This window comes from Curtobacterium sp. MCBA15_009, assembly GCF_001864895.1.
Classification (GTDB): Bacteria; Actinomycetota; Actinomycetes; order Actinomycetales; family Microbacteriaceae; genus Curtobacterium.
This window is the reverse complement of record NZ_MJGO01000037.1, coordinates 185,983-211,491: the sequence shown is the minus strand read 5'-3', so window position 1 is coordinate 211,491 and position 25,509 is coordinate 185,983. Positions and strand designations below refer to the sequence as shown.

The 25,509-nt window shown below is 73.8% G+C and carries 28 protein-coding genes; 12 read left to right on the top strand and 16 right to left on the bottom strand.

The window, feature by feature from the left end; all coding sequences use genetic code 11:
* Window positions 1-53: 53 nt before the first annotated feature.
* Window positions 54-983 carry a LysR family transcriptional regulator ArgP gene (locus tag BIU97_RS09275; RefSeq protein ID WP_071259564.1) on the top strand — a complete coding sequence of 310 codons (930 nt, stop codon included), beginning with the start codon at window positions 54-56 and terminating at the stop codon, window positions 981-983.
* Here the strand turns inward: BIU97_RS09275 and BIU97_RS09270 are convergent.
* Window positions 980-1,525, bottom strand: a complete 546-nt coding sequence (locus BIU97_RS09270) for a TetR/AcrR family transcriptional regulator (RefSeq protein ID WP_071259567.1) — start codon at window positions 1,523-1,525, stop codon at window positions 980-982. The two genes, BIU97_RS09275 and BIU97_RS09270, sit on opposite strands and share 4 nt — an antisense overlap.
* A gap of 114 nt (window positions 1,526-1,639) precedes the next feature.
* On the opposite strand from BIU97_RS09270, the gene BIU97_RS09265 reads away from it, so the two are divergent.
* The gene (locus BIU97_RS09265; protein WP_071259570.1) at window positions 1,640-2,677 is read left to right on the top strand and encodes an aldo/keto reductase; all 1,038 of its coding nucleotides are present in this window, start codon (window positions 1,640-1,642) and stop codon (window positions 2,675-2,677) included.
* A gap of 22 nt (window positions 2,678-2,699) precedes the next feature.
* Here the strand turns inward: BIU97_RS09265 and BIU97_RS09260 are convergent, their stop codons facing one another.
* The gene (locus BIU97_RS09260) at window positions 2,700-3,479 is read right to left on the bottom strand and encodes a DNA-formamidopyrimidine glycosylase family protein (RefSeq protein WP_071259574.1); all 780 of its coding nucleotides are present in this window, start codon (window positions 3,477-3,479) and stop codon (window positions 2,700-2,702) included.
* Window positions 3,472-8,226 (bottom strand): ATP-dependent helicase, encoded by a 4,755-nt coding sequence (locus BIU97_RS09255; protein WP_071297495.1) that lies wholly within the window; start codon window positions 8,224-8,226, stop codon window positions 3,472-3,474. Before BIU97_RS09255 ends, BIU97_RS09260 begins: the two co-directional genes overlap by 8 nt.
* 160 nt (window positions 8,227-8,386) lie before the next feature.
* Here BIU97_RS09255 and BIU97_RS09250 point away from each other — a divergent pair, with 160 nt between their 5' ends.
* Entirely contained in the window at window positions 8,387-9,034 is a 648-nt protein-coding gene (locus tag BIU97_RS09250; protein ID WP_441294393.1) for a PadR family transcriptional regulator, read from the top strand.
* Between the two features lie 156 nt (window positions 9,035-9,190).
* On the opposite strand, the gene BIU97_RS09245 is transcribed toward BIU97_RS09250, so the two are convergent.
* On the bottom strand, window positions 9,191-9,808 hold the full coding sequence (locus BIU97_RS09245) for an alpha/beta hydrolase (protein ID WP_254782953.1): 618 nt from the start codon (window positions 9,806-9,808) through the stop codon (window positions 9,191-9,193).
* 74 nt (window positions 9,809-9,882) lie between these two features.
* Here BIU97_RS09245 and BIU97_RS09240 point away from each other — a divergent pair, with 74 nt between their 5' ends.
* Window positions 9,883-10,437 carry an NUDIX hydrolase family protein gene (locus BIU97_RS09240; protein WP_071259587.1) on the top strand — a complete coding sequence of 185 codons (555 nt, stop codon included), beginning with the start codon at window positions 9,883-9,885 and terminating at the stop codon, window positions 10,435-10,437.
* A 79-nt stretch (window positions 10,438-10,516) separates the two neighbouring features.
* Here BIU97_RS09240 and BIU97_RS09235 read toward each other — a convergent pair whose 3' ends face one another.
* Complete coding sequence (locus BIU97_RS09235) at window positions 10,517-10,720, bottom strand: CsbD family protein (RefSeq protein ID WP_071259590.1); 204 nt, start codon at window positions 10,718-10,720, stop codon at window positions 10,517-10,519.
* A 129-nt stretch (window positions 10,721-10,849) separates the two neighbouring features.
* Window positions 10,850-12,463: a DEAD/DEAH box helicase gene (locus tag BIU97_RS09230; RefSeq protein ID WP_071297494.1), complete on the bottom strand. Its 1,614-nt coding sequence runs from the start codon at window positions 12,461-12,463 to the stop codon at window positions 10,850-10,852.
* 289 nt (window positions 12,464-12,752) lie between these two features.
* Here BIU97_RS09230 and BIU97_RS09225 point away from each other — a divergent pair, with 289 nt between their 5' ends.
* Window positions 12,753-13,610: an endo alpha-1,4 polygalactosaminidase gene (locus tag BIU97_RS09225; protein WP_139195981.1), complete on the top strand. Its 858-nt coding sequence runs from the start codon at window positions 12,753-12,755 to the stop codon at window positions 13,608-13,610.
* 35 nt (window positions 13,611-13,645) lie between these two features.
* Here the strand turns inward: BIU97_RS09225 and BIU97_RS09220 are convergent, their stop codons facing one another.
* The 4 genes from BIU97_RS09220 to BIU97_RS09205 all read right to left on the bottom strand — a co-directional run bounded on the left by BIU97_RS09220 (window position 13,646) and on the right by BIU97_RS09205 (window position 15,859).
* Window positions 13,646-14,005, bottom strand: a complete 360-nt coding sequence (locus BIU97_RS09220) for a GntR family transcriptional regulator (protein ID WP_071260361.1) — start codon at window positions 14,003-14,005, stop codon at window positions 13,646-13,648.
* 10 nt (window positions 14,006-14,015) lie between these two features.
* Window positions 14,016-14,588: a DUF1684 domain-containing protein gene (locus BIU97_RS09215; protein ID WP_071297710.1), complete on the bottom strand. Its 573-nt coding sequence runs from the start codon at window positions 14,586-14,588 to the stop codon at window positions 14,016-14,018.
* Window positions 14,589-14,718: 130 nt separating this feature from the next.
* The gene (locus BIU97_RS09210; RefSeq protein WP_071259618.1) at window positions 14,719-15,201 is read right to left on the bottom strand and encodes a hypothetical protein; all 483 of its coding nucleotides are present in this window, start codon (window positions 15,199-15,201) and stop codon (window positions 14,719-14,721) included.
* 25 nt (window positions 15,202-15,226) lie between these two features.
* Complete coding sequence (locus BIU97_RS09205) at window positions 15,227-15,859, bottom strand: GNAT family N-acetyltransferase (RefSeq protein ID WP_071297493.1); 633 nt, start codon at window positions 15,857-15,859, stop codon at window positions 15,227-15,229.
* A gap of 118 nt (window positions 15,860-15,977) precedes the next feature.
* Here BIU97_RS09205 and BIU97_RS09200 point away from each other — a divergent pair, with 118 nt between their 5' ends.
* Together BIU97_RS09200 and BIU97_RS09195 are read left to right on the top strand one after the other, a co-directional pair.
* The gene (locus BIU97_RS09200) at window positions 15,978-16,583 is read left to right on the top strand and encodes a hypothetical protein (RefSeq protein ID WP_071297492.1); all 606 of its coding nucleotides are present in this window, start codon (window positions 15,978-15,980) and stop codon (window positions 16,581-16,583) included.
* 42 nt (window positions 16,584-16,625) lie between these two features.
* Window positions 16,626-16,928, top strand: coding sequence for a DUF427 domain-containing protein (locus tag BIU97_RS09195; RefSeq protein WP_071259627.1), 303 nt, complete (start codon window positions 16,626-16,628; stop codon window positions 16,926-16,928).
* A 29-nt stretch (window positions 16,929-16,957) separates the two neighbouring features.
* On the opposite strand, the gene BIU97_RS09190 is transcribed toward BIU97_RS09195, so the two are convergent.
* A complete protein-coding gene (locus BIU97_RS09190; protein ID WP_071297491.1) occupies window positions 16,958-18,208 on the bottom strand; it encodes an Nramp family divalent metal transporter in 1,251 nt (416 codons plus the stop codon).
* 201 nt (window positions 18,209-18,409) lie between these two features.
* Between BIU97_RS09190 and BIU97_RS09185 the strand changes: the two genes are divergently transcribed.
* The 4 genes from BIU97_RS09185 to BIU97_RS09170 all read left to right on the top strand — a co-directional run bounded on the left by BIU97_RS09185 (window position 18,410) and on the right by BIU97_RS09170 (window position 20,533).
* A complete protein-coding gene (locus BIU97_RS09185) occupies window positions 18,410-19,096 on the top strand; it encodes a hypothetical protein (protein WP_071259636.1) in 687 nt (228 codons plus the stop codon).
* On the top strand, window positions 19,096-19,662 hold the full coding sequence (locus BIU97_RS09180; RefSeq protein WP_071259655.1) for a GTP-binding protein: 567 nt from the start codon (window positions 19,096-19,098) through the stop codon (window positions 19,660-19,662). The genes BIU97_RS09185 and BIU97_RS09180 overlap by 1 nt, the downstream gene beginning before the upstream one ends.
* Window positions 19,662-20,099 (top strand): roadblock/LC7 domain-containing protein, encoded by a 438-nt coding sequence (locus BIU97_RS09175; RefSeq protein WP_071259658.1) that lies wholly within the window; start codon window positions 19,662-19,664, stop codon window positions 20,097-20,099. The genes BIU97_RS09180 and BIU97_RS09175 overlap by 1 nt, the downstream gene beginning before the upstream one ends.
* 74 nt (window positions 20,100-20,173) lie before the next feature.
* Window positions 20,174-20,533, top strand: a complete 360-nt coding sequence (locus tag BIU97_RS09170) for a hypothetical protein (RefSeq protein ID WP_071259664.1) — start codon at window positions 20,174-20,176, stop codon at window positions 20,531-20,533.
* 70 nt (window positions 20,534-20,603) lie between these two features.
* Here the strand turns inward: BIU97_RS09170 and BIU97_RS09165 are convergent, their stop codons facing one another.
* The 5 genes from BIU97_RS09165 to BIU97_RS09145 form a co-directional block, all read right to left on the bottom strand.
* Complete coding sequence (locus BIU97_RS09165; protein ID WP_071259668.1) at window positions 20,604-21,299, bottom strand: CGNR zinc finger domain-containing protein; 696 nt, start codon at window positions 21,297-21,299, stop codon at window positions 20,604-20,606.
* Window positions 21,300-21,346: 47 nt separating this feature from the next.
* Window positions 21,347-21,838, bottom strand: a complete 492-nt coding sequence (locus tag BIU97_RS09160) for a SprT-like domain-containing protein (protein WP_071297490.1) — start codon at window positions 21,836-21,838, stop codon at window positions 21,347-21,349.
* A complete protein-coding gene (locus tag BIU97_RS09155; protein ID WP_111040844.1) occupies window positions 21,835-22,665 on the bottom strand; it encodes a hypothetical protein in 831 nt (276 codons plus the stop codon). The genes BIU97_RS09160 and BIU97_RS09155 overlap by 4 nt, the downstream gene beginning before the upstream one ends.
* Window positions 22,666-22,816: 151 nt before the next feature.
* Window positions 22,817-23,530, bottom strand: coding sequence for a DUF4064 domain-containing protein (locus tag BIU97_RS09150; RefSeq protein ID WP_071297489.1), 714 nt, complete (start codon window positions 23,528-23,530; stop codon window positions 22,817-22,819).
* Between the two features lie 97 nt (window positions 23,531-23,627).
* Window positions 23,628-24,470: a spermidine synthase gene (locus BIU97_RS09145; protein ID WP_071259684.1), complete on the bottom strand. Its 843-nt coding sequence runs from the start codon at window positions 24,468-24,470 to the stop codon at window positions 23,628-23,630.
* Window positions 24,471-24,812: 342 nt separating this feature from the next.
* Here BIU97_RS09145 and BIU97_RS09140 point away from each other — a divergent pair, with 342 nt between their 5' ends.
* Window positions 24,813-25,382, top strand: a complete 570-nt coding sequence (locus tag BIU97_RS09140; protein WP_071259687.1) for a hypothetical protein — start codon at window positions 24,813-24,815, stop codon at window positions 25,380-25,382.
* Window positions 25,383-25,509 lie beyond the last annotated feature (127 nt).

Genomic DNA, 25,509 nt, shown 5'->3' with positions numbered 1-25,509 from the left:
CGTGATCGTGTGTAGACCAGCTCACGTTCCTGCAGCGCCGTAAGCTCAGCTGCATGCTCCGGCTGCAGCGCGACCACCTCGAGACGCTCCTCGCCGCCGTCGACCACGGCACCCTCGACGCCGCGGCTCGCGCGCTGGCGGTCACCCCCTCCGCGGTGTCGCAGCGCATCAAGTCGATGGAGCAGCAGCTCGGCCGGGTGCTCCTGCAGCGCACCACCCCGGTGCGGCCGACCGCCGACGGCGAGGTGGTCCTCCGGCACGCGCGGCAGGCCCGACTCCTCGACGAGGAGACCGCCCGGGCCCTCGGCGACGGCGGGTCCGTCGTGCCGTCGATCCCCCTCGCGGTGAACGCCGACTCGCTCGGCACCTGGTTCCTCGACGCCCTCGCCCTGGTCCGCGCCGACACCGAGGTCGTCTTCGACCTGCACCGGGAGGACCAGGACCGCACCGCCGAGCTCCTGCGCGCCGGCACGGTGATGGGCGCGGTCACGGCCGAGGCGGACCCGGTGCAGGGCTGCTCCTCGGTGCCGCTCGGCATCGACCGGTACCGGGCCGTCGCCTCGCCCGCGTTCGTCCAGCGGTACCTCGGCGACACCGGGACCGAGCGGCGGATGCTGCGACGGCTCGACGAGGTCCCGCTCGTCGACTACGACCGCGACGACGACCTGCAGCAGGGCTACCTGCGCCAGGTCCTCGGCCACGCACCGGGTGGCCCGCGCCACTTCGTGCCCACCTCGGCCGACTTCGCCCGTGCCGTCGCTCTCGGCTTCGGCTGGGGGTTGCTGCCCGAGGCGCAGTGCCTCGGAGCGATCGCGCGCGGGGACCTCGTCGAGCTGGCGCCGGGGCGGCAGGCCGACGTGGCGCTGTGGTGGCAGCGGTGGAACCTGGCGTCACCGCTGCTCGAGCGGGTGTCCGAGGCGGTCCGGGCGACGGCGGCCGACCGGCTGCACCCGCCACGGGGGCGACGGGTCGCGGGCGCCTAGACCGTCGCGCGGTAGCGGAGGCCGTCCACGAGCAGCCCCACCATGAGCAGGCTCTGTTCGGCGGTGGGTGCGCCGTGGCACAGGTTCGCGACGGCGTGCAGGAGCTGTGGGGCGTCGACGTCGGCGCGGATCGTCCCGGCGTCGGCCGCGGCGGCGAGCAGGCCGGCGAGTGCGCCGCCGAGGTGTGCGAGGAAGTAGTCGGGGAGCGCCTCGAACGCCGGGTCGCCGGAGTGCAGGGCTGCGGCGAGGCCCCGCTTCGTGGCGACGAACTCCGTGAACCGCTGCAGCCAGCGGGCGAGGGCCTCGTCGGGTGCGTGGGTGGCGGCGAGCTCCGGAGCGGCGGCGGCGCAGGCGTCCACCGCCTGCTGGAAGACCGCGACGACGAGGTCCGAGCGCTGGGGGAAGTGTCGGTACAGCGTCCCGACGCCGACTCCGGCTCGATCGGCGATCACCTTCGCCGGGGCGTCGACGCCGTCGCTGGCGAAGACCGCCTTCGCGGCGTCGGTCAGGGCGTCGGCGTTGCGACGGGCGTCGGCGCGCACGGATCCTCCTCTTGCGGAAACGGAAAGCCCTTCCGTATCCTTCCGGAAGGGTGTTCCACTTGGTGCCACGATACGGTACCGACCCGCGGAACGCCACCGACAGGAGGCACGCACATGCAGTACCGCACCCTCGGCCGCACCGGCATCCAGGTGAGCCCCTTCGCCCTCGGCGCCATGATGCTCGGCACCGACGGCCGCATCGGCAACGGCGACGAACAGGACTCGATCCGGATCGTCCACCGGGCCCTCGACGCCGGCATCAACTTCATCGACACCGCCGACCGTTACTCGCAGGGCGGGTCGGAGTCCCTCGTCGGGAAGGCGCTGGCAGGCCGTCGCGACGACGTCGTCATCGCGACGAAGTTCAACGGGCCGATGGGCGACGACCCGAACCGCCGCGGGAACTCGCGACGGTGGATCACGACCGCGGTCGAGGACTCGCTCCGCCGCCTGCGGACCGACCACATCGACCTGTACCAGGCGCACCGCCCGGACGACACCGTCGACCTCGAGGAGACCCTGTCCGCGCTCACCGACCTGGTGCGGAGCGGCAAGGTGCGGGCGATCGGGTCGTCGGACTTCCCGGCCTCGATGCAGGTCGAGGCGCAGTGGACGTCGGAGCGCCGCGGTCTCGAGCGCTTCCGCACGGAGCAGCCGACGTACTCGATCCTCAACCGCGGCATCGAGCGCGAGGTGCTCCCCGTCGTCCAGCGCTACGGCATGGGGGCGCTCGTCTGGAGCCCGCTGGCGGGCGGCATGCTGACCGGCCGGTTCCGCAAGGGGCAGGAGAGCGACCTCGCCCGTGTCGGCATGTTCCGGCACAACAGCGACGAGCGGCGCATCGACGCGGTCGAGCAGGTGGTGGCCCTGTCCGAGGAGACGGGGATCCGGATGACCCACCTCGCGATGGCGTTCGCGATCGCGCACCCCGGGGTCACGAGTGCCCTGATCGGCCCGCGGTCGATGGAGCAGCTCGACGATCTGCTCGCGGGCGCCGACGTCGTGCTGTCGGACGAGGTGCTCGACCGGATCGACGCCATCGTGCCGCCCGGGTCCGACGTCGGTCGGCTCGACCAGCAGTACGACCCGCCGGCCGTCCTCGACCCTGCGCTGCGCCGTCGCACCGTCGCGGACCGACCCGCGAGCGCCTGACCGCGACAGCCCGCGCTGCCGGTCAGGTCTGGCAGCGCGGGCACCAGTAGGTGTCCCGCAGGGTGAGTTCCGAGTCCCCGAGCTCGCCGTGCCGGACCGGGGTGCCGCACCGCAGGCACGGCTTGCCGGCCCGTCCGTAGACCCAGAACCGCCGCCCGGGGCGGTCGACGCCGGTGGTCACCCGGTTGCTGCGGTCGCGGTTCGCCGTGATGAGCCGGCTCGCGAGCGCGATCGTCCGCGCCGGGTCGGGGACCTCGCTCACGGGGCGCGTCGGCAGCACACCGCGCAGGAAGCAGAGCTCGTTCCGGTACACGTTGCCGAGCCCGGCGAGCACCCGCTGGTCGAGCAGGGCGAGTCCGACCGGGCGGGACGGGTCCCGCAGCAGGTTCTCGCGTGCCAGGTCGGCGTCCCAGTCGGGTCCGAGCAGGTCCGGTCCGAGGTGCCCGACGACCTCGGACTCGCGGTCGCGCGGCACGATCTCGAGCACGCCGAGCGTGAAGCCGACGGTGGAGACGTCCGCGGCGTCGAGGACCGCACGGGCCTGGTGCGCTGGTCGTCGCCAGCGGTCACCGGGGGCGTACACGTCCCACCGCCCCTCCATCTTGAGGTGCGAGTGCACGGTGAGATCACCGATCCGGTGGAGCAGGTGCTTGCCGCGGGGCACGACCTCGTCGACGGTCCGGCCGACCAGGTCGACCGTCGCGAACGCGGGCACGCGGAAGTCGCTGCGCGTCAGCACCTTGCCCGCGAGCGCGGCGTGCAACCGACGTGCCGCTCGGTAGACGGTGTCGCCCTCAGGCACGGAGCCGGAGTCCCTGCGGGGTGGCGGTGAACCCGGCCTCGCGCAGTGCGCCGCCGAGCGGGGTCTCGAGGACGAAGTCGCCGTCGACCCGTTCCACGGCGAGCTTCCGCAGCCCGGTCCGCACGGTCGTCGCGATCGACGCGGCCGCGACCGCGAGGTCCGCCGGGTCGTCGGTGAACGTCAGCACGGACTTGCCGCCGCGCTCGACGTAGACCGCGAGTCGACCGTCGACCGTCGTCACCAGGGCGCCGGCCTTGCGACCGGGGCGGTGACCGCGAGCCTTCGTCCCGACGTCGTCGCCGCCCGCAGAGCCGCCAGAGCCGCCGGAGCCGCCGGAGCCGTCGGTGTCGTCGGTGTCGCCCGTCGGCGCATCCGTCGGCCACGGCAGCGACGCTCCGAAGGGGTTCGCGGGGTCGGTCGCCGCGAGCGTCAGTGCCTCGCGCTTCCGGTCCGGGTCGGTGCGTTCGTCGTCGTCGAGGTCACGGGCGTAGGTGCGCAGCCGGTCGATGGTCGGACCGGTCGCGAACTGCGCCGCCCCGAGTCCCTCGATGAAGTACCCGCGGCGGGCCCGGCCGGACTCCTCGAACCGGGAGAGCACCCGGTAGACGCCGGCGAACCCGCCCCGGACCCCCTCGACCTGCACGGCCCCGCGGGTCACGACGCCGTAGCGCTCGAGCAGTTGTTCGGCGGTCGCGGCGGCGCGCAGCGTCGAGTCGGACTCGGCCAGGGGCAGCAGCGACCAGCGGCCGCCGACGGACGGCGGTCCGGACTGCGTCGGCAGGGTCGGACGGCGACGACCGCGGTAGGCCCGTGCCCGGGGCGTGCTCGTGCTCTTCGCCGCACCGCCGAGCATGGCGCGGAGCGGCGCGAAGGTGTCGTTCGTGATCTGCCCGGCCCAGACGAGGTCCCACAGGGCGGTGGTCAGTGCCTTGTCGTCGGTGCTGCCGACGGCCTGTCCGAGCTGTCGGAAGAAGTACGCGCCGCCGCCGGCCAGGGCGCCGAGCACGTCGCGCTGCAGCTCGGTCGTCTCGTCGCCGGAGGGCTCGGCGAGCGTCGTCGCGGCGGACTCGGCCAGGTGCAGGCGCACCCACCCGTCGTTGCCGGGCAGGGTGCCGCCGCCGGACCAGAGGACCTCGCCCGTGGCGGTGAGCTCGTCGAGCATGCTCGTCGAGTAGTCGGTCACACGGGTCGGCAGCACCAGGGTCTCCCACGCGCTGGCCGGCAGCGCGACGCCGGCGAGCTGGTCGACGACCTGCAGCACGCCGTCGACGCCGCGCAGGCCGCCGCGGGTGCCGGGGGCCTGCACGTGCTGCCATGCCGGCAGGAAGCGGGCGAGCGTGTCCGGTGAGACCGGCTCGACCTCGTGGCGGAGGGCGGCGAGCGACTTGGTGCGGATCCGGCGGAGGACCTCGGAGTCGCACCACTCGGCGCCCTGGCGGTCGGGTCGGAACTCGCCCTCGACCACCCGGCGGTCGGCGACGAGCCGGCGCAGGGTGTCCTGCACGACGGCGATGCCGAGCCCGAGCCGTCCCGCGGCGTCCTGCGCCGAGAAGGGCCCGTGCGAGCGGGCGTACCGGCCGATCAGGTCGCCGAGGGGGTCGGCGACGGGTTCCACGAACGCCGTCGGCACCCCGATCGGCAGGGGCACGCCGAGGGCATCGCGGAGTCGGGAGGCGTCCTCGATCACGGCCCACCGGGTCGACCCGGCGTGCGAGAACGACAGGACGCGGCGGTCGCGTTCCAGGGCGGTGAGGGTCTCGCGGACCTCGGTCTCGGCCGCCGCGCGGTCCGGGGCGTCGGAGAGCCAGCTGCGGTCCACGGCCTCGGACAGCTCCAGCGCCCCGACCAGGCGCAGCACGTCGACGAGCCCCTCGGCGTCGCGGGCGCGACGGTCGGGCGAGAGCCGTTGCAGGTCCTGCTCGACGGACGCGATGACGGCGGGGTCGAGCAGCTCGCGCAGTTCGGCGCGGCCGAGCAGCTCGCCGAGCAGGGTGGAGTCGAGCGACAGCGCCGCGGCCCGTCGCTCGGCCAGGGGCGAGTCGCCCTCGTACATGAACGCCGCGACGTACCCGAACAGGATCGACCGGGCGAAGGGCGACGGGGTCTCGGTCTCGGTCTCGACCAGGCGGATGCGGCGGCCCGCGATCTCGTCCGCGATGCCGAGCAGGGCCGGCACGTCGTACACGTCCTGCAGGACCTCGCGCACGGTCTCGAGCACGATCGGGAACGTCGGGTACTTGCGGGCGACCTCGAGCAGCTGCGAGGCCCGTTGCCGCTGCTGCCAGAGCGGCGACCGCTGCCCCGGGTTCCGGCGCGGCAGCAGGAGCGCACGCGCCGCGCACTCGCGGAACCGGGCCGCGAAGAGTGCCGAGCCGCCGACCTCGTCGGTGACCAGGGCTTCGAGGTCGTCGCGCTCGAACACGAACAGGTCGGCGCCGGGGGGTTCGGCGTCGGTCTCGGGGATCCGGACGACGATGCCGTCGTCGGCGGCCATGGCGTCGCCGTCGATGCCGTGCCGCTCGTGCAACCGGGCACCGACCGCGAGCGCCCACGGTGCGTGCACCTGCATGCCGTACGGCGAGTGCAGGATGAGCCGCCAGTCGCCGAGTTCGTCGCGGAACCGTTCGACCACGAGCGTGGTGTCGTTCGGCACGTGCCCGGTGGCGACGCGCTGGTCACGCAGGAAGGTCAGCAGGTTCGTGACGGCGCGCTCGTCGAGGCCGCCCGCCGCGACCCGGGCACGGGCGTCGTCGTCCGAGGCGCCCTCGACCTCGCGCACGAAGGCCCCCGTCGCACGCCCGAGCTCGGCGGGGCGGCCGATGCCGTCGCCCTTCCAGAAGGGCACCCGACCGGGCTGCCCGAAGGCGGGGCTGACGATGACGCGGTCGTGCGTGATCTCCTCGATCCGCCAGCTCGTCGCACCGAGTGCGAAGACGTCGCCGACGCGGGACTCGTAGACCATCTCCTCGTCGAGCTCGCCGACGCGGGACGCCTTCTCGCCCACCATGAACACCCCGAACATGCCGCGGTCGGGGATGGTGCCGCCGCTCGTCACCGCGAGCCGCTGGGCCCCTGGCCGGCCGGTCAGGGTGCCGTGCACGCGGTCCCAGACCAGCCGCGGGCGGAGTTCGGCGAACTCGTCGCTCGGGTAGCGGCCGGTCACCAGGTCGAGCGTGGCGTCGAACGCCGAACGCGGGAGTCCGCTGAAGGGGGCGCTGCGGCGGACCAGGTCGAACCAGTGCTCGACGTCGACGGTGTCGATCGCCCCGGCGGCGACGGTGTGCTGGGCGAGGACGTCGAGCGGGTTGGCGGGGACCGAGATCGACTCGATCTGCCCGGAGACCATCCGCTCGACGGTGACCGCGCTGTTGACGAGGTCGGCGCGGTGCTTCGGGAACAGCACGCCTCGGGAGATCTCGCCGACCTGGTGGCCGGCGCGGCCGACGCGCTGCAGCCCGCTGGCGACGGACGGCGGCGCCTCGACCTGCACGACGAGATCGACCTCGCCCATGTCGATGCCGAGTTCGAGCGAGCTCGTGGCGACCACGCACCGCAGTCGTCCGGACTTCAGGTCGTCCTCGATGATGGCGCGCTGGTCCTTCGACACCGAGCCGTGGTGGGCGCGGGCGAGCGCGGGGACCGTGGCGTCGGACCCGCCGCCGCCCGTCTGCCCGGACGCACCGATGAGCTGCGCGGGCGGCCGTTGCGGAGCGACGGCGTGCGCCGACGTCCGCGCGGGGGACTGCGGACGGCCGCCACCGGCCGACGGACCACCCGCCGGCACGAGGGACGCTGCGGCCTCTGTCGGTGCTGCGGCCGCGAGCACGCGTTCCTCGTGGATCTCGTTGAGCCGCGCGGTCAACCGCTCGGCCAGTCGCCGCGAGTTCGCGAACACGATGGTCGACCGGTGTTCCTCGATGAGGTCGACCACGCGTTCCTCGACGTGGGGCCAGATCGAGCCGTTCGTCGGCGCGTCGGTGGCGTCGGCGCCGACGGGCGGTGCGCCGAGCTCGGTCATGTCGTCGACCGGCACGACCACACGCAGGTCGAAGGTCTTCTGGGCGGGCGGCGCGATGATCGTCACCGGGGCGCGGCCACCGAGGAAGCGGGCGACCTCTTCTGCCGGGCGGACGGTCGCGGACAGCCCGATGCGCTGCACGGGCTTCTCGAGCAGGTCGTCGAGGCGTTCCAGCGAGACGGCGAGGTGGGCGCCGCGCTTGGTCGACGCGACGGCGTGGACCTCGTCGACGATGACGGTGTCCACGTTGACCAGCGTCTCGCGCGCCTGCGACGTGAGCATCAGGTAGAGGGACTCGGGGGTCGTGATGAGGATGTCCGGCGGCTGTCGCAGCAGCTTCTGCCGGTCGGACGACGGGGTGTCACCGCTCCGGACGCCGACGGTGACGTCCGGGGGTTCGAGTCCGAGGCGTCGCGCGGTCTGGGTGATCCCGACGAGCGGGCTGCGCAGGTTGCGTTCGACGTCGACACCGAGGGCCTTGAGCGGGGAGACGTAGAGCACGCGCGTGCGCTGCTTCGCCGGCGGGCGGTCCGTCGCGCTGATGAGCCGGTCGATCGACCACAGGAACGACGCCAGGGTCTTGCCGGAGCCCGTCGGGGCGATGACGAGCGCGTGCTGCCCCGTGGAGACGGCGTCCCATGCGCCGGCCTGCGCCGGGGTGGGGGCGTCGAAGGCGCCGCGGAACCACTCGGCGGTGGCGGGGGAGAAGCGCTCGAAGACGTCCGTCATGGTCCGACCCATCCTGCCCGTCACCACCGACAGCGGCCCGTGCGGACGTACCCCTTGACGAAGCGATAGGTAACGATCTATCGTTCAGACATCGCGATACGACGAAGACGATCCTGTCACACCGTCCGCGAGCCGACTCAGCACGACGGAAGGACGCACCATGCGACCCATGCACGACCACTTCGACACCGACCAGCACCCGCGCGGCCCCCACTTCGGCGGCGCGCGGCACCACCACGGCGCCGGCTTCCCCGGCCGCGACCGCGGCGACCACGACCACGGCGGACGCGGCGGCTTCGGTCGCGGCTTCGGCCCCGGATTCGGACCCGGCTTCGGCGGTCCGGGGTTCGGCGGTCCCGGCTTCGGCCGGGAACGCCGTCGCCGCGGCGACGTCCGCCTCGCGATCCTCGGCCTGCTGGCCGAGGGCCCGCAGAACGGCTACGCCGTCATCAAGACCATCGCCGAACGCACCGACGGCGCCTGGAAGCCGAGCCCCGGCTCGGTCTACCCGACGCTCCAGCAGCTGGTGGACGAGGACCTCGTCGTCTCGACGGGCGACGGCCGGAAGACGCTCTTCGAGCTCACCGACGCGGGCAGGGCCGAGGCGCAGGCCAAGGCGGACGACATCGCCGCGGCCTTCGACGCGCCGGGCCTGCCGGACTCGTCGCGCGAGTTCGTCGAGGCGCTCCGGAAGACCATGGGCGTCCTGCACATGTACCGCACCAGCGCGACGGAGGAGCAGGCGAAGGCCGCCACCGCCAAGATCGACCAGCTCCGCAAGGACCTGCTGCAGATCCTCGCCGACTGACGGACAGCAGGCACGGTGGCGGCCCACCCCGCGCCTCCCGTCCACATCGTGAGCAGCAACGGTCGAGTCCGCACACCGGACCCGACCGTTCCTGCTCACCGAGCGCCTCGAGCGCCTCGAGCACCTCGAGCGCCTCGAGCGCGCCGAGCGCGCCGACTACGCCCCGATGAACGCGGCCACGTCCGCCAGCTCCGCCGCCGACACCGCGTGCGGCAGGCCCGCGTACGTCCGGTCGGTCACGTCGGTGTGCGTCACCGCCCACGCCTGCGTGCGCGCGGTGGCCTCGACCGGGATCACCGGATCGAGGTCGCCGTGCCCGAGGAACACGCGCGGCCGGACGGCTGCCACGGCCTCGTCCCGTGCGTCGGTGACGCCGGGCACCACGAACCCGGACAGCGACACTGCGAAGGCGAAGCCCGCGGGCCGGGCACGCAGGAGCTGGAGCGCCATCGAACCGCCCTGCGAGAAGCCGAGCAGTCCGATCCTCGGGTGGTCGGCGGCGACGGCGTCGACCCAGCGGAGCACCCCGGCGACGGCGTCGTCCACCGGCGCGAGCGCGGGGGAGCCCTGCGTCCCGAGCGGGTACCAGCTGAACCCCTGACCCCACGGCATCGGGGCGCGCAGCGACGCGACCGTCCAGGCCGGCGGCAGTGCGGGTGCGAGGCCGAGCAGGTCCTGCTCGTCCGACCCGACCCCGTGCATGGCCACGAGCAGGGGCGTCCCGGCCCGTTCCGACTCCGGTCTGGTCCACCGCACCACGTCCGCATCGATCACGGTGACCACGCTAACCGTCCACAGGTGCCCGCGCCGTGCGCCGAACTCGCCGCCGGCCCTGGTAGACACGGTGCATGGCCACGCTGCGAACCCCCGACCCCGATCCCGACTCCGGTTCCGGCTGGCTGTCCGACGAGGAACTCGCGACCGTCCGACGCCGGCTGCCGATCTGCTACGTCGAGGCCGTCCCGGTCCGCACCGACGGTCTCGGCGTCGTGACCGAGGTGGGCGTGCTCCTGCGGGTCTCCCCGAGCGGTTCGATCGCCCGCACGCTCGTCTCCGGCCGCGTGATGTTCGGCGAGTCCATCCGCACCGCCCTGTTCCGGCACCTCGAGAAGGACCTCGGTCCGATGGCGTTCCCGCAGCTGCCGTCGAGCCCGACCCCGTTCACCGTCGCCGAGTACTTCCCGCTGCCGGGCGCCTCGGTCTACACCGACGAGCGCCAGCACGCGATCTCGCTCGCGTACGTCGTCCCGGTCACGGGCACGTGCGAGCCGCGCCAGGACGCCCTCGAGCTCACCTGGATGAGCCCGATGGAGGCCGCCTCGGACGCGGTCGCCAACGAGATGGAGGGCGGCCGTGGTGCACTGCTCCGTGCCGGCCTGGCCTCGGTCGGCGCGTTGCCCTGACCGGTCCCCTGGACCCGACACGACGAAGCCCCCGGATCCGATCGGATCCGGGGGCTTCGCAGCGCGGTGCGGGACCGGCTTACTTGTTGTCGTTCTTGAAGCTGTCGGCGACGCCGTGTGCGGCGTCCTTGACGTCCGTGACGCCCTGCTTCGCCGAGGCCTTGCCCTGGTCGGTCTGGCCCTCGGCCTTGAGGCGGTCGTTGTCGGTCGCGTTGCCGACGGCTTCCTTGACCTTGCCGGCCGCCTTCTCGGCGGCGTTCTTGATGTCTTCGATGCCTGCCATGGGCACTCCTTCCAGTAGCTGACGTTTCCCCGTCAGCCGCTCGCGCGGCATCCGGTGCCCTGGAAGGTACCCGGTGACGTGCGCCGCTTCGCAGCGCACGTCAAGGTTCGCCGAGGCCGGTCGAACGGGTCAGTGGCGGTCGGCGGCACCGGCCGGACGGGAGGCGCGGCGCGAGTTCCCGCGACGGTTGCCGCCCGACTCGTTGCCGGCGCCACGGCCGGCGGCGTAGCCGCCGTCCGAGGACCAGACGGCCGACGAGCCACCGCGCACGACGTCGCTGCTGCCCGAGCGACGGGCACCGCCGCCGCGACGACCACCCGTCGAACCGGCGGCCGGGGCGCCCGAGCGACCGGCGCCCTCGGACCGGGTGCCGCGGGCCGGACGACCCTGACGGCCGCCGGCGGTACCGGCGGACTCGGTGGCCGAGCCGGCGCGCGCGGGCTGCCCCGCGCCTCCCGACCGACCGCCGCGACCACGGCGACGACCGGCGCCGTCACCGGCGGACTCGGCGGAACGCTGGCGGGGCTGGCGCTGCTGCTGCACGGGCTCCTCGGCCACGTGGCGGACCGGGGCGACCTCGCCGACCAGGGTGGTGACGGCGGGCGACTCGGCGGTGACGCGCTGCGGCTGGACGGAGATCGCTGCGGCGCGCATCATCTGCGCGACGTCCCGACGCTCGGCGGGCATCGTCACCGTGACGACGTCGCCGGACGAGCCGGCACGAGCGGTGCGGCCGGAGCGGTGCAGGTACGCCTTGTGCTCGGTCGGCGGGTCGACGTGCACGACGAGCTCGACGTGGTCGACGTGCACACCGCGGGCGGCGACGTCGGTGGCGACGAGGACGAGGGCCTCGCCGGACGAGAACTTCGCGAGGTTCCGCTCACGGGCGCCCTGGGACAGGTTGCCCTGCAGGTCGACCGCCGGGATGCCCTGACTGGTGAGCTGCTTGGCGAGGCGCTTGGCGTGGTGCTTCGTGCGCATGAAGAGGATGCGGCGGCCGGTGCCCGAGGCGAGCGTCGTGACGAGCTGCTTCTTGGCGTCGGCGTCGGCGACCTCGAACAGGTGGTGCGTCATCGCCTCGACCGGGCTGGTCTCGTCGTCGACCGAGTGCATCACCGGGTCGTGCAGGAACTTCTTGACGAGCTTGTCCACGCCGTTGTCGAGCGTCGCCGAGAACAGCAGGCGCTGCCCCTTCGTCGGCGTGGCCTGCATGATCTTGGTGACGCCGGGCAGGAAGCCCATGTCGGCCATGTGGTCGGCCTCGTCGAGGACGGTGACCTCGATGTCGTCCAGGTGCACGTGGCCCTGCTGCATGAGGTCGGCGAGACGACCCGGGCACGCCACGACGACGTCGACGCCGCCGCGGAGGGCGTCGACCTGACGGCCCTGCCCGACACCGCCGAAGATCGTCGTGGTGTTGAGGCCCATCGCCTTGGCGAGGGGAGCGAGGGTCGCGTCGATCTGGGTCGCGAGCTCACGGGTGGGGGCGAGCACCAGGGCGCGGGGGCGACCGGCGCGGCGCTTGCGGCCGCTGGCGGCGAGGCGGGCGGCGAGCGGGATCGCGAAGGCGATCGTCTTGCCGGAGCCGGTGCGACCGCGGCCGAGGACGTCCTTGCCCTGCAGGGAGTCGGGGAGCGTGTCCGCCTGGATCGGGAACGCGGTCTCCTTGCCCTGCTGTGCGAGGACGTCGGCCATCGGCGCGGGGACGCCGAGGTCGGAGAAACGGATGTCTTCGGTGGTCATGGTGACCTTTCGAGCCGGAGGGGTCCGGCTGTGGGCGCACTTGCGAGGCAGCGCGCGGGCGGGATGCGCGCCAACGGAGGTGGCTGGCGCAGTCGCCGCAGCAGAGAAGCCTGGGCACCTTCGTGAGGTGCTCGATCATCGACCGCGATCCGTGGGATCGGTGGTCGGGAGTTCGGGGCGTCCGTACGACGCACGAGGCGATCGGCGCCTCGAGTACGTCCAGCATAGCGCGCCGAGGCCGGATCGCCGAGGACCGGGCCGTTCGCCGCGCGCGTGCGAGGATTCCGGGGTGCGCACACGAACCGTCCTGCTGACCACCGCGATGGCCCTGGTGGCCGTCCTCGGCACCGCCGGGTGCGCCGAGGCCGCGCCGGCCGGGGGCGCCGGCACCGCCCGGGCGGCATCGACGGCGGGGTACACGAACCTGCCGACGTCGGGTCGCCCGGACTACCAGCTCGGCGGGGCGTACGCGCCGCCGTCCGGTGTGACGATCGTCGAGCGCGACAGCACCGCGAAGCCCGCGAAGGGCACGTACGACATCTGCTACGTCAACGGGTTCCAGACCCAGCCCGAGGCCGCGCGCACGTGGACGAAGTCGTACCCGTCCGCGATCCTCCGCGACCGAGCGGGCAAGCCGGTCTCGGACCCGGGGTGGCCGGACGAGATGCTCCTCGACACCCGGACCGCCGCGAAGCGCGCCCTCATCACGAAGGTGCTCGCGAAGACCATCGCCCGCTGCGGTGACCGCGGCTTCGACGCCGTCGAGTTCGACAACCTCGACTCCTGGACGCGGAGCGGGAAGCGGCTCACCCGGGCCGGCAACCTCGCGCTCGCGAAGTCGCTCGTCACGACCGGCCACCGGCACGGGCTGGCCGTCGGGCAGAAGAACACCCCGCAGCTCGGCGCGTCCGGCCGCGAGCAGACCGGGTTCGACTTCGTCGTCGCCGAGGAGTGCGTGCAGTACCGGGAGTGCGCGGCGTACACGAAGGCGTACGGCGGGCGGGTCATCGACGTCGAGTACGCCGACACCCTCGAGCGCTCGTGGGGGTCGGTGTGCCGCCTGACGAGCCGCCCGGCCATGACGATCCTGCGCGACCGCGATCTCGTGACCCCGTCGAGCGACGAGTACGTCTTCGAGCACTGCTGACGGCGGACGCCGGGCCGCGGCGAGGGGCTCCCCGTCTAGGCGGGCCAGGCGTCGCGGAGGGCCGTCGCGGCCTGCTCGGCGGACAGGCCGGCCGCCCGCGCCGCCGCGGCGAGCTCCCGCGCCGCGTCGGCCACGGCGTCCGGCACCTCGGCCGGGCGCACCACCCGGGTGCCGGCACCGCGCGCCGTGTGCACGAGTCCGGCCTCCTCGAGCAGCTGGTAGGCCTTCGCGACCGTCCCCGCCGCCAGCCCGAGCTCGTCCGCGAGCCCGCGCACGCTCGGCAGCCGTTCGCCGTCGACCAGGTACCCGGCGGCGATCTGCGCCGCGATCTGCGAGCGCACCTGTTCGAAGGGCGGGATGCGCCCGCCGGCGTCGATCGCGACCAGTCCAGCCATGCGTTCCACCCTAGAAGTCGTACTGCTCGCCGACCGGGATCGGCACGGCCACGGTGTTGCCGCGCGGCGCGAGCGGGCACGCCCACGCCGGGTCGTACGCGCACGACGGGTTGTACGCGAAGTTGAAGTCGAGGACGAGCGACCCGGCGTCGTCGCCGCCCAGGTCCGAGCCCTTGATCGTGTCGAGCAGGTAGCGCCCGCCGCCGTACGTCCCGCGCGCCTTGCCGGCACTGGCGTCCTTCACCGGGACGAACAGGCCGCCCGCGTAGCCGCCGTGCGACCACACGTCGAGCGTGCCGACGCCCGGCACGCTGACGACGCCGAGCCGGTCGAAGTGCACGATGCCGTCGGTGCCGGTCTCGAAGTCGAACGCCGCGGGCTCCGTGGGCTCGATGCGGACCTCGAACCGCCAGTGGGGGTCGTAGTCGGGGACGGGCAGCGACTCGAAGTCACGGGCGTCCTCGTCGAGCAGCGGTGACGCCGGGTGCTCCGCGAACATCGCGTCGCGCGTCTCCCGCCACATCGCGTGCGCGACCTGCGGGTCGGGGGTCGCCCGGACCCGCCGGTACAGGTCGAAGGTCATCCGTCGCCAGTCGACCGTCGCGAGCGTGCTCCGCACGTGGTCGTCGGTCGTCGGCTCGTCGGGGCGCGTCTGGCTCACGTGGTCGAGGCTACGCCGCTGCGCGGTGGACGGGAGGCCCGACCCGCGCCCGTCAGGCACCGTCCGTCCGCCACGTGGGCGCGAGGGCGCGCATCCGGGACGCCCGCCACTGCCAGATCACCCACATGCCCGGCCAGAGGAGCGCGCCGAGGGGCCACGGCCGCATCCGGTAGGTCAGGCGGTCGAGCAGCAGCGTGCGCCCGCCGGGTGCGGGGACGACGGCCATCCGGTGCCGCATCGTCATCCGCCCGAACAGCCCCGAGGTGCCGCCGCCGTTGTCGCGCTGCACCGGGACCCCCTCGACCTCGTACAGGTCGAGGTCGACGTGCGTGTCGCCGCTCGGCACGAGGCCGAAGGCGCTCGCCGTGATCGGGTGCGGGTGCCCGGGCTCCCACCGGCGCGGGAACCCCTGCGGGTCGCGCGAGCGGTAGACGAGGAACGGCTTCGTCACCGCCACCATCACGGACGGGGACAGCAGGGCGTCGCGCACGGTGTCGACCGGCGCGTCGAGGATGATCCGGAGGCCGACGTGCATGGGTCGACCGTACGCGTGCGCCGCCCTAGGCGTGCCGGGCCGAGCGACGCCGGGCGCCCTCGGCCCGGTCGTGCCGGCGGAGCCGCTCGGCCAGGGACATCCGGACCGTCGGCCACTCGGACGCGATGACGGAGAACACGACCGTGTCGCGCAGGGTGCCGTCGCGGCCGATCCCGTGGTTCCGCAGCACGCCGTCCTGCTTGGCGCCGAGGCCGGCGATCGCCGCGCGGGACTGCTGGTTGTGCCAGTGCGTGCGGAACTCGACCGCGATGCACTGCCAGGCCTCGAACGCGTGGGACAGGAGCAGCAGCTTCGACTCGGTGTTGATGCCGGAGCGCTGTGCCGAGCGGGCCAGGAACGTGCTGCCGATCTCGACGCGGCGGTTCCCGGTGTCGATGTTCATGAAGGTCGTCGCACCGACCACGCGCCCCGTCGGTCGGTCGCGCACCGCGAAGGGCACCATCCGGCCGGCGCGGTGCTCGGCGAGCCGCCGGTCGATCTCGTCCTCGACCTGGGCGGGGGCGGGGACCGACGCGTACCAGGTGCGCCACAGGTCGCCGTCCGTGACCGCCGCCCGCAGGTCCTCGGCGTGCTCCTGCGCGAGGGGCTCGAGCGTCACACGGTCACCGGTCAGGGTGGGCACGGGGGCGATCTCCATGGAAGGTCATCCTACGGACGCGCGCTCCCGCGGACCGCCCCGAGCGACCTCCCTGTGGAGAGGGACAGCGGATCCTGTGGGCGCGGACAGGTGCGTGCCCGCGGCTATCGTGGCGGGCGTGGCAGAACGCACCCAGGAGCAGTACCAGGTCCGGTTCGCGTGGGGCACCGGCGGTGCGGCGCGCGTCGCCCACGGCGCGCACCTGCTCGTCTGGGTCGACGTCCTGCCGGCGTCCGCGGACCCGGCCGCGCAGCGGCGGGCGCTCGCCGACGCGACGGACGCGTTGCCGGAGGGGCCGGAGGTCGTGCTCGGCCACCTCGGCAACGCGGCGGCGGTCGCCGAACGGGTGACGGGCCTCCAGGCCGAGCGGGGCGACCGGTGCGTCGTCGCGGTCGTCGCCGCCGGGCTGCACCACCCGCCCGCCCTCGACGACGCCGCGGTCGCAGCGGGGGAGTCCGCCGACGTGCCGGACGCCCCGGACTTCGCGGTGGACGACCTGCTCGGCGCGGGCGCCGTCGTCGACGCGCTCGTCGCCGTCGGGATCGACCACACCTCGCCGGAGGCCGCGGCCGCGTGCGCCGCGTGGACGGGGCTGCGCCGCGGGGTGCGACACCTCGTGACGGCCTCCGAGTCCGCCGCCGGACCGGGCCGCGACGCGGCGCACGCGGCGCTCGCCGCGGGGCCGGAGCTCGTCGTCCTGCGGGAATCCCGGAGCCGGGCGTAGCGTTCGGTCCGATCAGCACCCAGCGAGCGAAGGAGCAACGCCATGAAGGCAGTCGTCGGAGACACCGTGGTCGCAGAGGCCCCGCAGGAGGACCTCATCCAGATCGAGGGCAACTGGTACTTCCCGCCGTCGAGCGTGAAGTCCGAGCTGTTCACCGAGAGCCCCACCCAGTACCACTGCCCGTGGAAGGGCGACACGCAGTACTACACGGTGAACGTGGACGGGCAGGCGCTGCAGGACAACGCCTGGTCGTACCCGACGCCGATCCCGTCGTCCTTCGACCGCGTCGGCAAGGACTACTCGGGCTACGTCGCGTTCTGGAAGGGCGTCCGCGTCGTCGACTGACGCACCGGACGGCCCGACGTCGCGCGGCCTCACCCCGTCAGCGTGAGGACGACCAGCGCGACGTTGAGCGCCACGATCACCGCCGCGATCACCCACGCCACCGCGCGGGTGATCGCGGCGTTCACGTCCGCACCCATCACGCTCCGGCGCGAGGTGTAGGTGACGAGCGGCACGATCGCGAAGGCGATGCCGAAGCTCAGCACCACCTGGCTCACCACGAGCAGCATCGTCGCGTCCGCCTGCACCGCGAGCAGGACGATCGCGGGGACGAGGGTCACCAGCCGTCGGGCGACGAGCGGGATCCGCACGTGCAGGAGCCCGCGCATGATCTCGGCCCCGGCCATGCAGCCGACCGAGGTCGACGCCAGCCCGGAGGCGAGCAGCCCCACGGCGAAGAGCACGCCGACCACCGGGCCGACGTGCTCGGCGATCGCCCGCTGCGCGCCCGGGATCGAGTCGGTCCCGGCGACGCCCGGCAGCGTCGCCGCGGCGAGCACGAGCATGCAGATGTTCACGCCGCCGGCCACCACCAGGGCGAGTCCGACGTCCCACCGGGTCGCGACGAGCACGCGCCGGCGTTCCGGACCGGCCGGGACCTCGCCGTGCCGGTCGCGGGCGAGCGCCGAGTGCAGGTACACCGCGTGCGGCATCACCGTGGCGCCGAGCATCGAGGCCGCGAGCAGCACCGAGCCGGCGCCCTCGAAACGGGGCACGAGGCCGCCGACGAGCTCGGCGGGCGAGACCTGCGCGAACAGCAGGCCGCCGCAGAAGCCGACGGTGAGCACGACGAGCATGGCGGTGACGACCGTCTCGAAGGCGCGGGTGCCACGGCGGCTCTGCAGCGTGAGCAGCAGCATCGAGACGACCCCGGTGACGAGCCCGCCGGCCACGAGCGGCAGCCCGAAGAGCAGGTGCAGGGCGAGTGCGCCGCCGATCACCTCGGCGACGTCGGTCGCGGCGGCGACGATCTCGGCCTGCCCCCAGAACAGCAGCCGGGGGGTGCGGCGCAACCGCAGCCCGAGGTGCTCCGGCAGGGACCGGCCGGTCACGACGCCGAGCTTCGCGGACAGGTACTGCACGACGACCGCGCTGGCGTTCGCCGCGACGAGCACCCACAGCAGCAGGTAGCCGTGCTCCGCGCCGGCGGTCAGGTTCGCCGCGACGTTGCCGGGGTCGACGTAGGCGATGGCCGCGACGAACGCCGGACCGAGCAGGGTGAGCCCGGCCGCGCGACGGCGCGGGGTCTGCTCGGCGGGTGGTGCGGCGGCGGTGTCGGTCACGATCCCAGCATGCCAGAGGATTCGGCGCACCGAATCTTCGTCTTCGGTGTGGCACCGTCCTCCTGCCCTCACAACAGGTGACGCCCGCACGGGGGCTTCCTGCAGAACGTCCCGATCCACTTGGATCGACACGTCAGATCGGCGCGGACGGTGTCGAGGGAGCAACGGCCGGGGGACCGGCGCCAGGAGGACGACCCAGGGATGGAATCGACACAGCTCTCGGGTCCGGGGGACCTCGACGCGACGCCCGCGCACGAGGCGACGCCGATGCCGCGCTTCGGCTGGACCCGGGTCGCCATGGCCGTCCGGCCGATGTGGGACGCGCCCGGCGAGGTGCTCCGCATCGAGATCGCCGGCCACGACCCGCTCATCATCGACGTCGCGACGGACGCCTACTGGACGAGCACGCCGCTCGACGCGCTCCCGATCGAGCCCGACGACCTGCGCGTCGGCCGCGAGGCACGCGACGCCGAGTCCGTCGTCTCCGCCGGCCCCGGCAACGAGCTGCAGGCGTTCCTCTGGTACGTCGGCCTGAACTCCTTCCCCGGCGAGCTCGCCTGGTGGCTGCAGCGCGACGACCGCTACCGGCTGCAGCGCTGGCCGAACTTCACCACCCTCGCGCACACCCCGGACCACGTCCGGATGACCTCGCTGCTCGGGTACGCGTCGCTCACCGTCGACGAGCTCGCCGAGCAGGCGAACGTGGCCCCCACCGAGGCGCGACGCCTCATCAACGCCTTCAGCCTCATGCGCATCCTGCGTTCCGAGACGCCCGACGTCGCGATGGCGCGTCCGGCGTTCGACCGTCCGGTCCCCGCCGCAGTGCAGTCCGCACCGGCGCCCCGCAGCGGCCTGTTCCGTCGCCTGCTCGACCGGCTGGCCCGCTGATGGCCGAGCACGTCATCCTGTTCGCCGGCCCGATGGGCGCCGGCAAGACCACGGCGATCGAGGCGCTCAGCGAGGTGCCGGTCGTCCGCACCGAGGCCGCGAACACCGACCGCGAGACCGCCGACAAGGACACCACCACCGTCGCGCTCGACTACGGCGAGATCACCGTCGGCGACACCGACAAGGTGCGCCTGTACGGCATCCCCGGGCAGCGCCGGTTCGACTTCATGTGGCAGATCCTGCAGGAGCGCGCCCGCGGACTCGTCGTGCTGGTCAACGCCGACGCGCCGGACCCGGTCGCCTCGCTGATCGAGTACGTCGACGAGTTCCGCGACCTGTACGACCGCGGCGGCGTCGTCGTCGGCCTCACCCGGGCGGACGTCGCCCCCGGGATCACCGCGGCGGCGCTGTCCGACGCGCTGCAGGCGGCCCACCCCGAGATGCTCGTGCCGGTCTTCACCGTCGACCCCCGACGGACCGAGCAGATGACGACGGTGCTGCTGACGCTCGTCGCCAACATCGAGATGCGTGCGGCCATGACGCCCCCGCAGGAAGTGCACCGCTGATGTCCACCGCCCCCCACCAGGACCCCGCCGTCATCGAACTCGGCCGGGTCGAACTCTCCGCGATGCGCGAGGCCGCGAGCTCGCTGCTCACCGCCTCGCTGCTCAGCGACGACGGCTTCGAGGTCGTCCGCGTCGCCGAGTCGAACGCCGCCGCCACCGACGGCGGCCGCTTCGCCAGCATGGCGAGCTCGATCCAGGCGCTGAGCGAGGCCGTCGGCCGCGAGCTCGCGATGGGCGCCGGCGAGTACGTGATCATCGCCGCCGAGCGCGGCCACCTGATCCAGATGCGGATCCCCGGCTCCACCATCGTGCTCGCCGCGCTCTTCGACACCGACGAGATGCTCGGCAAGGCGCTCACCGTGGCCCGCCGCTGCTCCACCCGCATCGGCGAGGGTCTCGCGCAGGCGCAGCGCACCCCGACCGCGGCCACGTTCTGAACCGACGTCGGCCCCTCCACCGATCGGACCCGACCCGGGACCGGTCGACCGCACCGAACGACAAGGAAACCCGAATGTCCTCCATCACCGACTCCCTGAACGAGCTCGTCGCGGTCGACGGCGCCATGGCCGCCGCGGTCGTCGACAGCGGCTCCGGCATGCTGCTCGGCGGCGCCGGCTCCGGCATCGACCTCGAGCTCGCCGCCGCCGGCAACACCGAGGTCGTGCGCGCCAAGCTCAAGACCGCGCGCTCGCTCGGCCTCGCCGACTCGATCGACGACATCCTCATCACGCTGTCGTCGCAGTTCCACATCATCCGCCCGCTCGCCGCGCAGCCCGAGGTCTTCATCTACTTCGTGCTCGACCGTGCGAAGGCGAACCTGGCGCTCGCGCGCATGAAGGTCAAGTCGGTCGAGGGCGCTCTGCAGTTCTGATCCGCCGACACGACGAAGCGGCCCCGCGTGTGCGGGGCCGCTTTCGTCGTTCCGGGGGCGTCGCGGCAGGTCAGGCCGCGGCGCGACGGGCGCGGTGCGCCCGCACCTTCGCCCGGTTGCCGCAGCGCTGCATCGAGCACCAGCGTCGGGTCCCGCCGCGCGAGGAGTCGTAGAACACGAGCCCGCAGTCGTCCGCCGAGCAGCGGCTCAGGCGGGTGGCGCGGCCGTCGGCCTCGACGTCGTCGAAGCCGACCTCGCTGAAGAGCGCGACCGCGTCGCGCGCGACGCTCGACAGGGCCTGTGCCAGGCGCACGCGGTTCGCCCCGGCGCGACGGCGGCCACCCGGGAGGCTCGGGGGCACGTCCGGCAGGGCGGCGAACAGGTTGACGGTGTCGATGTCGTCGGGCGCGGGGCGCGTCCGGCCGGTCCCGGCACGCAGGCCCGCCGCGACCGCGGTGCGGTCGGCTGCGGTCGCCGCCGGGGCGGGTGCCGCCGCGGTGGCGAGGCGTGCGATGGCGGCGCGGAGCGCGCGGGCGTCCTGCAGCTCACGGGCACTCGCGCCGGCGTCGATCGGTTCGGTGTGGTCGCCGAGCCACTCGTCCAGGTCGGCCGGGCTCGCGAGCAGCTCGCCGAGCTGGGACCGGGGACGGCGGCCGTCCGGGTCGTCCGCGAAGCCGCCGGTGTGGGCGAAGTCGAGCGCGATCCGACCGGCGTCGAAGAACCAGGAGGATCCGGCGTCCGTGCGGATGTGCTGCCCCGTGTGCATCAGGCCAGGCTAACGGTTCACCGGCGCGCCTCCGAGCGCGGAGTGGGTCATGCGGTAGGCGCGGACACCGTCGTCGGGGCGTCGGCGGCGGTCCGGCGCCGCCACGCGATGACGTTGCGGCTGTCGAACCGTCGCGAGCACCGCGCACAGGCCAGCTGGCGCGTGGGCGTGCGGTAGCGGAAGTGCTCGTGTCCGGCCGGACAGACGCCGATCCACGGGGCGAGCTCGCTGGCGATCGGGCCGTCGTGCAGGCGGGAGCCGGTGTAACCGAGGGCGCTCGCGGTCCGCTTCCACCCGGCTCCGTGGCCGGCTCGGGGCCCGGCGAGCGCGTGGGCGACCTCGTGCAGCAGCACCTGTTCGACGTCGTCGTCGGAGAACCGTGCCGCCAGGTGCCGGCTCACCGTGATGCGCCGACGGGCGAAGTCGCACTGCCCGGCACGGGTCTTCGCGTGGTCGAACCCGAACGTCCAGGTGCCGGTGCCGAGGTGCTCCGCGATGAGCTCCTCGGCGCGCAGTCGCACGGCGTCGAGGGCCGTCACTGCTCGGCGCGGGGGTCGGCCTGGCCCTTCTTCGCCGCCCGGGCCGCGATCCGGCCCCAGATGTCGTCCGCCTCGGTCCGCGCGGCGTCCGGGGCGCCGAGCACGCGGCGACGGATCGGCGGGACCTGCTTGACCGGCTCGGCGACACGGGTCGTCGGCTCATCGTCCTCGGACCGCCGGGCGGCGATCTCCCGCGCCGTCCGGGGCTTGTCGGCGGACTCCGTCGGGTTCGAGATGGACGCGCGCATCGCGGCCTCCACCGCGGTGCGCAGGGCGTCGGTGCGCTCTGACGGGGCGCCGGCCTGGCGGAAGGCCTGGTAGGCACGCGACAGGGCGGCACGGGCCTCGTCGAAGCGGTCGACCTCGAACAGCGACCAGCCCTCGATCTCGGCGGCGGCGCCCTCGAGCTCGGGCCACTCCTCGGTCGCGGCGGTGTCCCGTGCCAGGGCGGCCTCGGACGCGGCGCGCTCGTGCCGGCCGAGGTCGTGCAGCACGTGCGCACGGCGGATGCGGGCGGCGACCTTGTCCTGGCGCTCCCCGGTGAACATCGCGAGGCGGAAGACCTCCTCGGCGACGACGAGCGACTCGTCGAGGCGGCCCAGCAGGCGGAGGAGCTCCGCTCGCTCGGCGAGGGCATCGGTGCTGCGGCTCTGCCCGAGGTCGCGGAGGCGCTGGTGCACGGCGTCCGCGTCCACCGCGGGGCGGAGGCTGATGGGCGCGAAGGTGCTGCCCGGGCTGACCCCGGCCGTCACGGGAGCCGCGTGGCGCGGTTCGCGGGATCGGTCGGACGGGTCGGGCTGCTGACGGTCATCGGGCGGGAGGGACATCGGTTCGAGGGTAGCCGCGCTCTGCCGGGAGCCGACGGTGCGACGCGCTCGGGGTTGCTCAGGCCGGGCGCGGTACCGGCGCGCCGACGGGCCTGGCAAGCCGAACGGCCCGCCGTGCCGGAGCGCGACGGGCCGTTCAGGACGGTCTCGGTCAGGAAACGGCGCCGGCTGCGGCAGCAGCGACGACACCGATGTAGACGACGAACGTCGCGATCGTCGCCACGACGGCCAGGACGATCGCGAAGATGCCCCATCCACGACCGCGCTTGGTCACGGCGGCGACGATGCCCTGCACGAGTGCCCAGAGGCCGAGCAGCGCCGCGACGCCGATCACGGCGAACGCGGTGACGAGCTGCGAGCGAACCGCCGGGTCGTTCAGCAGCTGCTGCTGGACCTCCGACTGGTCGAGCGTCGAGCCGTCCGCACCCTGACGCAGGGTGTCGATCACGTCGCCGCTGACGAGGCCGGAGCCGAGCAGGTAGCCGCCGATGACCCCGATCACGAGCGAGAGCAGCCCGAGCACGAACGCGACGACGCCGAGGGTCTTCTTCTTGGCCTTCGGCTCCTCGTAGCCCTGCCACGAGGGCGCTCCGCCGTCGTGCGTCGGCGCCGCGGCGTACTGCTGCTGCCCGTACTGCTGCTGCCCGTGGTCGTGCTGCTGCCCGTACTGCTGCTGGCCGTGCTGCTGTCCGTACTGGGGCTGGCCGTACTGCTGCTCGCCGTACTGCGGCGCCGAGCCCGGTGCCGCGTCGGTGCGCTCGCCGTAGCGGGGCGCGTCGGCGGCGGGCTGCTGCGGCGAACCGTTCCAGTCCGGCGTCCGGCCGTCGCCCGCGCGGTCCTCGTTGCTCCGGTCGTCGTTCGTCATCGGGGGTTCCCATCGCTCGGTCGTGCTCGTGCACGGTCGTGCTGTCCATCCTGACAGCCGCCCCCACCGCTGTCCGGAACCCGGGGCCCGCCGGTGGTCAGCCCCCGAACACGCTCCGGTTCGGCTCCGGCGACGCCACCGCGGTCGCGTCGGTCACGATCGGCGCTCCGGCGACGAACGCCCGCAGCTCGGCGCCGTGCACGACCTTCGCCGGCATCGGGTCGGACGAGTACCGCCGCGGCATGTCCGCCACCGGCAGCTCCGTCGGTGAGCCGAGCAGCACGATGTTGCCGAACCGCCGGCCCTTGAGCATCCCGGTGTCCGCGACGGCCGCGACCGACGGCAGCACCGACTGCAGCGTCGAGGCCTGCCCCCGCGCGAAGGCCAGCCCCGCACCGTCGGCGACGTTGACCGCGACGACGCCCGTGGGTGACAGGAACTCGGCCACCGAGCGGTAGAACTCGACGCTCGTCACGTGCGCCGGGATCCGTGACCCGCCGAAGACGTCGACGACGGCCAGGTCGACCGTGCCGTGCAGGCCGGCGGGCAGCTTCGACAGGACCTCGCGGGCGTCGCCGTACCGGACGCGGATCGAGGCCCCGCGCGGGAACGGCAGGGCCTCGCGGACGTGGTCGACCAGGTCGCGTTCGAGCTCGACGACCTGCTGGCGCGAGCCCGGCCGGGTCACCGCGACGTAGCGGGGGAGCGTCAGCGCGCCGGCGCCGAGGTGCAGCGCCGTGATCGGCCCCTCCGGCAGCAGGTCGATCGCGTGCCCGATCCGGCGGATGTACTCGAACGCCAGGTGCGTCGGGTCGTCGAGGTCGACGTGCGACTGCGGGGTGCCGTCGACCACGAGCGTGAACGAACCGGGACGGTGCCGGTCCGGCTCGATCACGGAGTGCCCCGCACCGATCCGGAACCCGTCGAACGCATCAGCCATGTCGTCAATCGAACACCACCGGCGGACGCGCCGCGATCACGGTGCCGACCACGGTCCCGCCGCGACCTGCGGGGCGGACGCGGGGCGGGCCTCCCGGGAGGCCACCGACGGACAGCAGATGCCAAGCCACGCTCGGTATTCTGACCGCAGTCGTCGCGTCGAAGGCGTCGAGGCCCGGGGCCCCACACCCCGAGCGTCCGTCCTCCCCGCGACCACGACGTGCCCGTGAGCGCCCCCACCGCTCGAGCGTGCGCGCCGTCGGCGTGCGCAGCACGCCCCCTTCCGGTCACCCGCGAGCGCTGGCCGTCGAGCACCAGCACGCCCTGTCCGCAGGAGACCCGCATGACCGCCGACACCATGAGCGTGCCCACCGCACGCGCCGCCCGCCCCCGGGCGGTCCACGTCCCCCGACCCGTCCACACCGACCGCGAACCGGCCCCGGCCTGGATGCGCGCCACCGGCGCCGTCCTGTTCGTCGCGGGCGCCGCGCTCACCGCCGCGGTCCTCGGCTGGCCCGGCGAGGCCCCGGAGAGCGCGCTCGTGCTGCCGGGGGTCCTCGGCGTGGTCGTCGGCCTGCTGTTGCTGCTCGCCCGCTCCGGCTGCACCGTCACCGCGGACCACGTGGTCCTGCACTTCCGTCCGCTGCCGCCCCGCCGGATCCCGCGTCGACGCATCGCGGACGTGCGCCTCGTCGAGGCGGACGCCGCCACGTACGGCGGCATCGGTCTGCGGTTCCGTCGCGGCGTCCGCGCGCTGATCCTCACGCCGGGGCTGGGCATCGAGTTCACCGACGACCGCGGTCGCCGGACCTTCGTGCGCACCCGCCGACCCGAGGGCGTCTTCCGTGCACTGGCGGGGCCGCAGGGCCGGTCTGGAGGCACGGCGGGCGTCGAGCGGGAACGCCTCGGCTGAGCAGGTGGCGGGCTTATACACGCCCGCGCCGAATCCGGTCAAGCCAGGACTGGACAGCACGCTCCGACGCGACCTATGATGACAGTTCGCGCTCCCTGGCATCCGTGTCGTCATATTGCGGTCGACG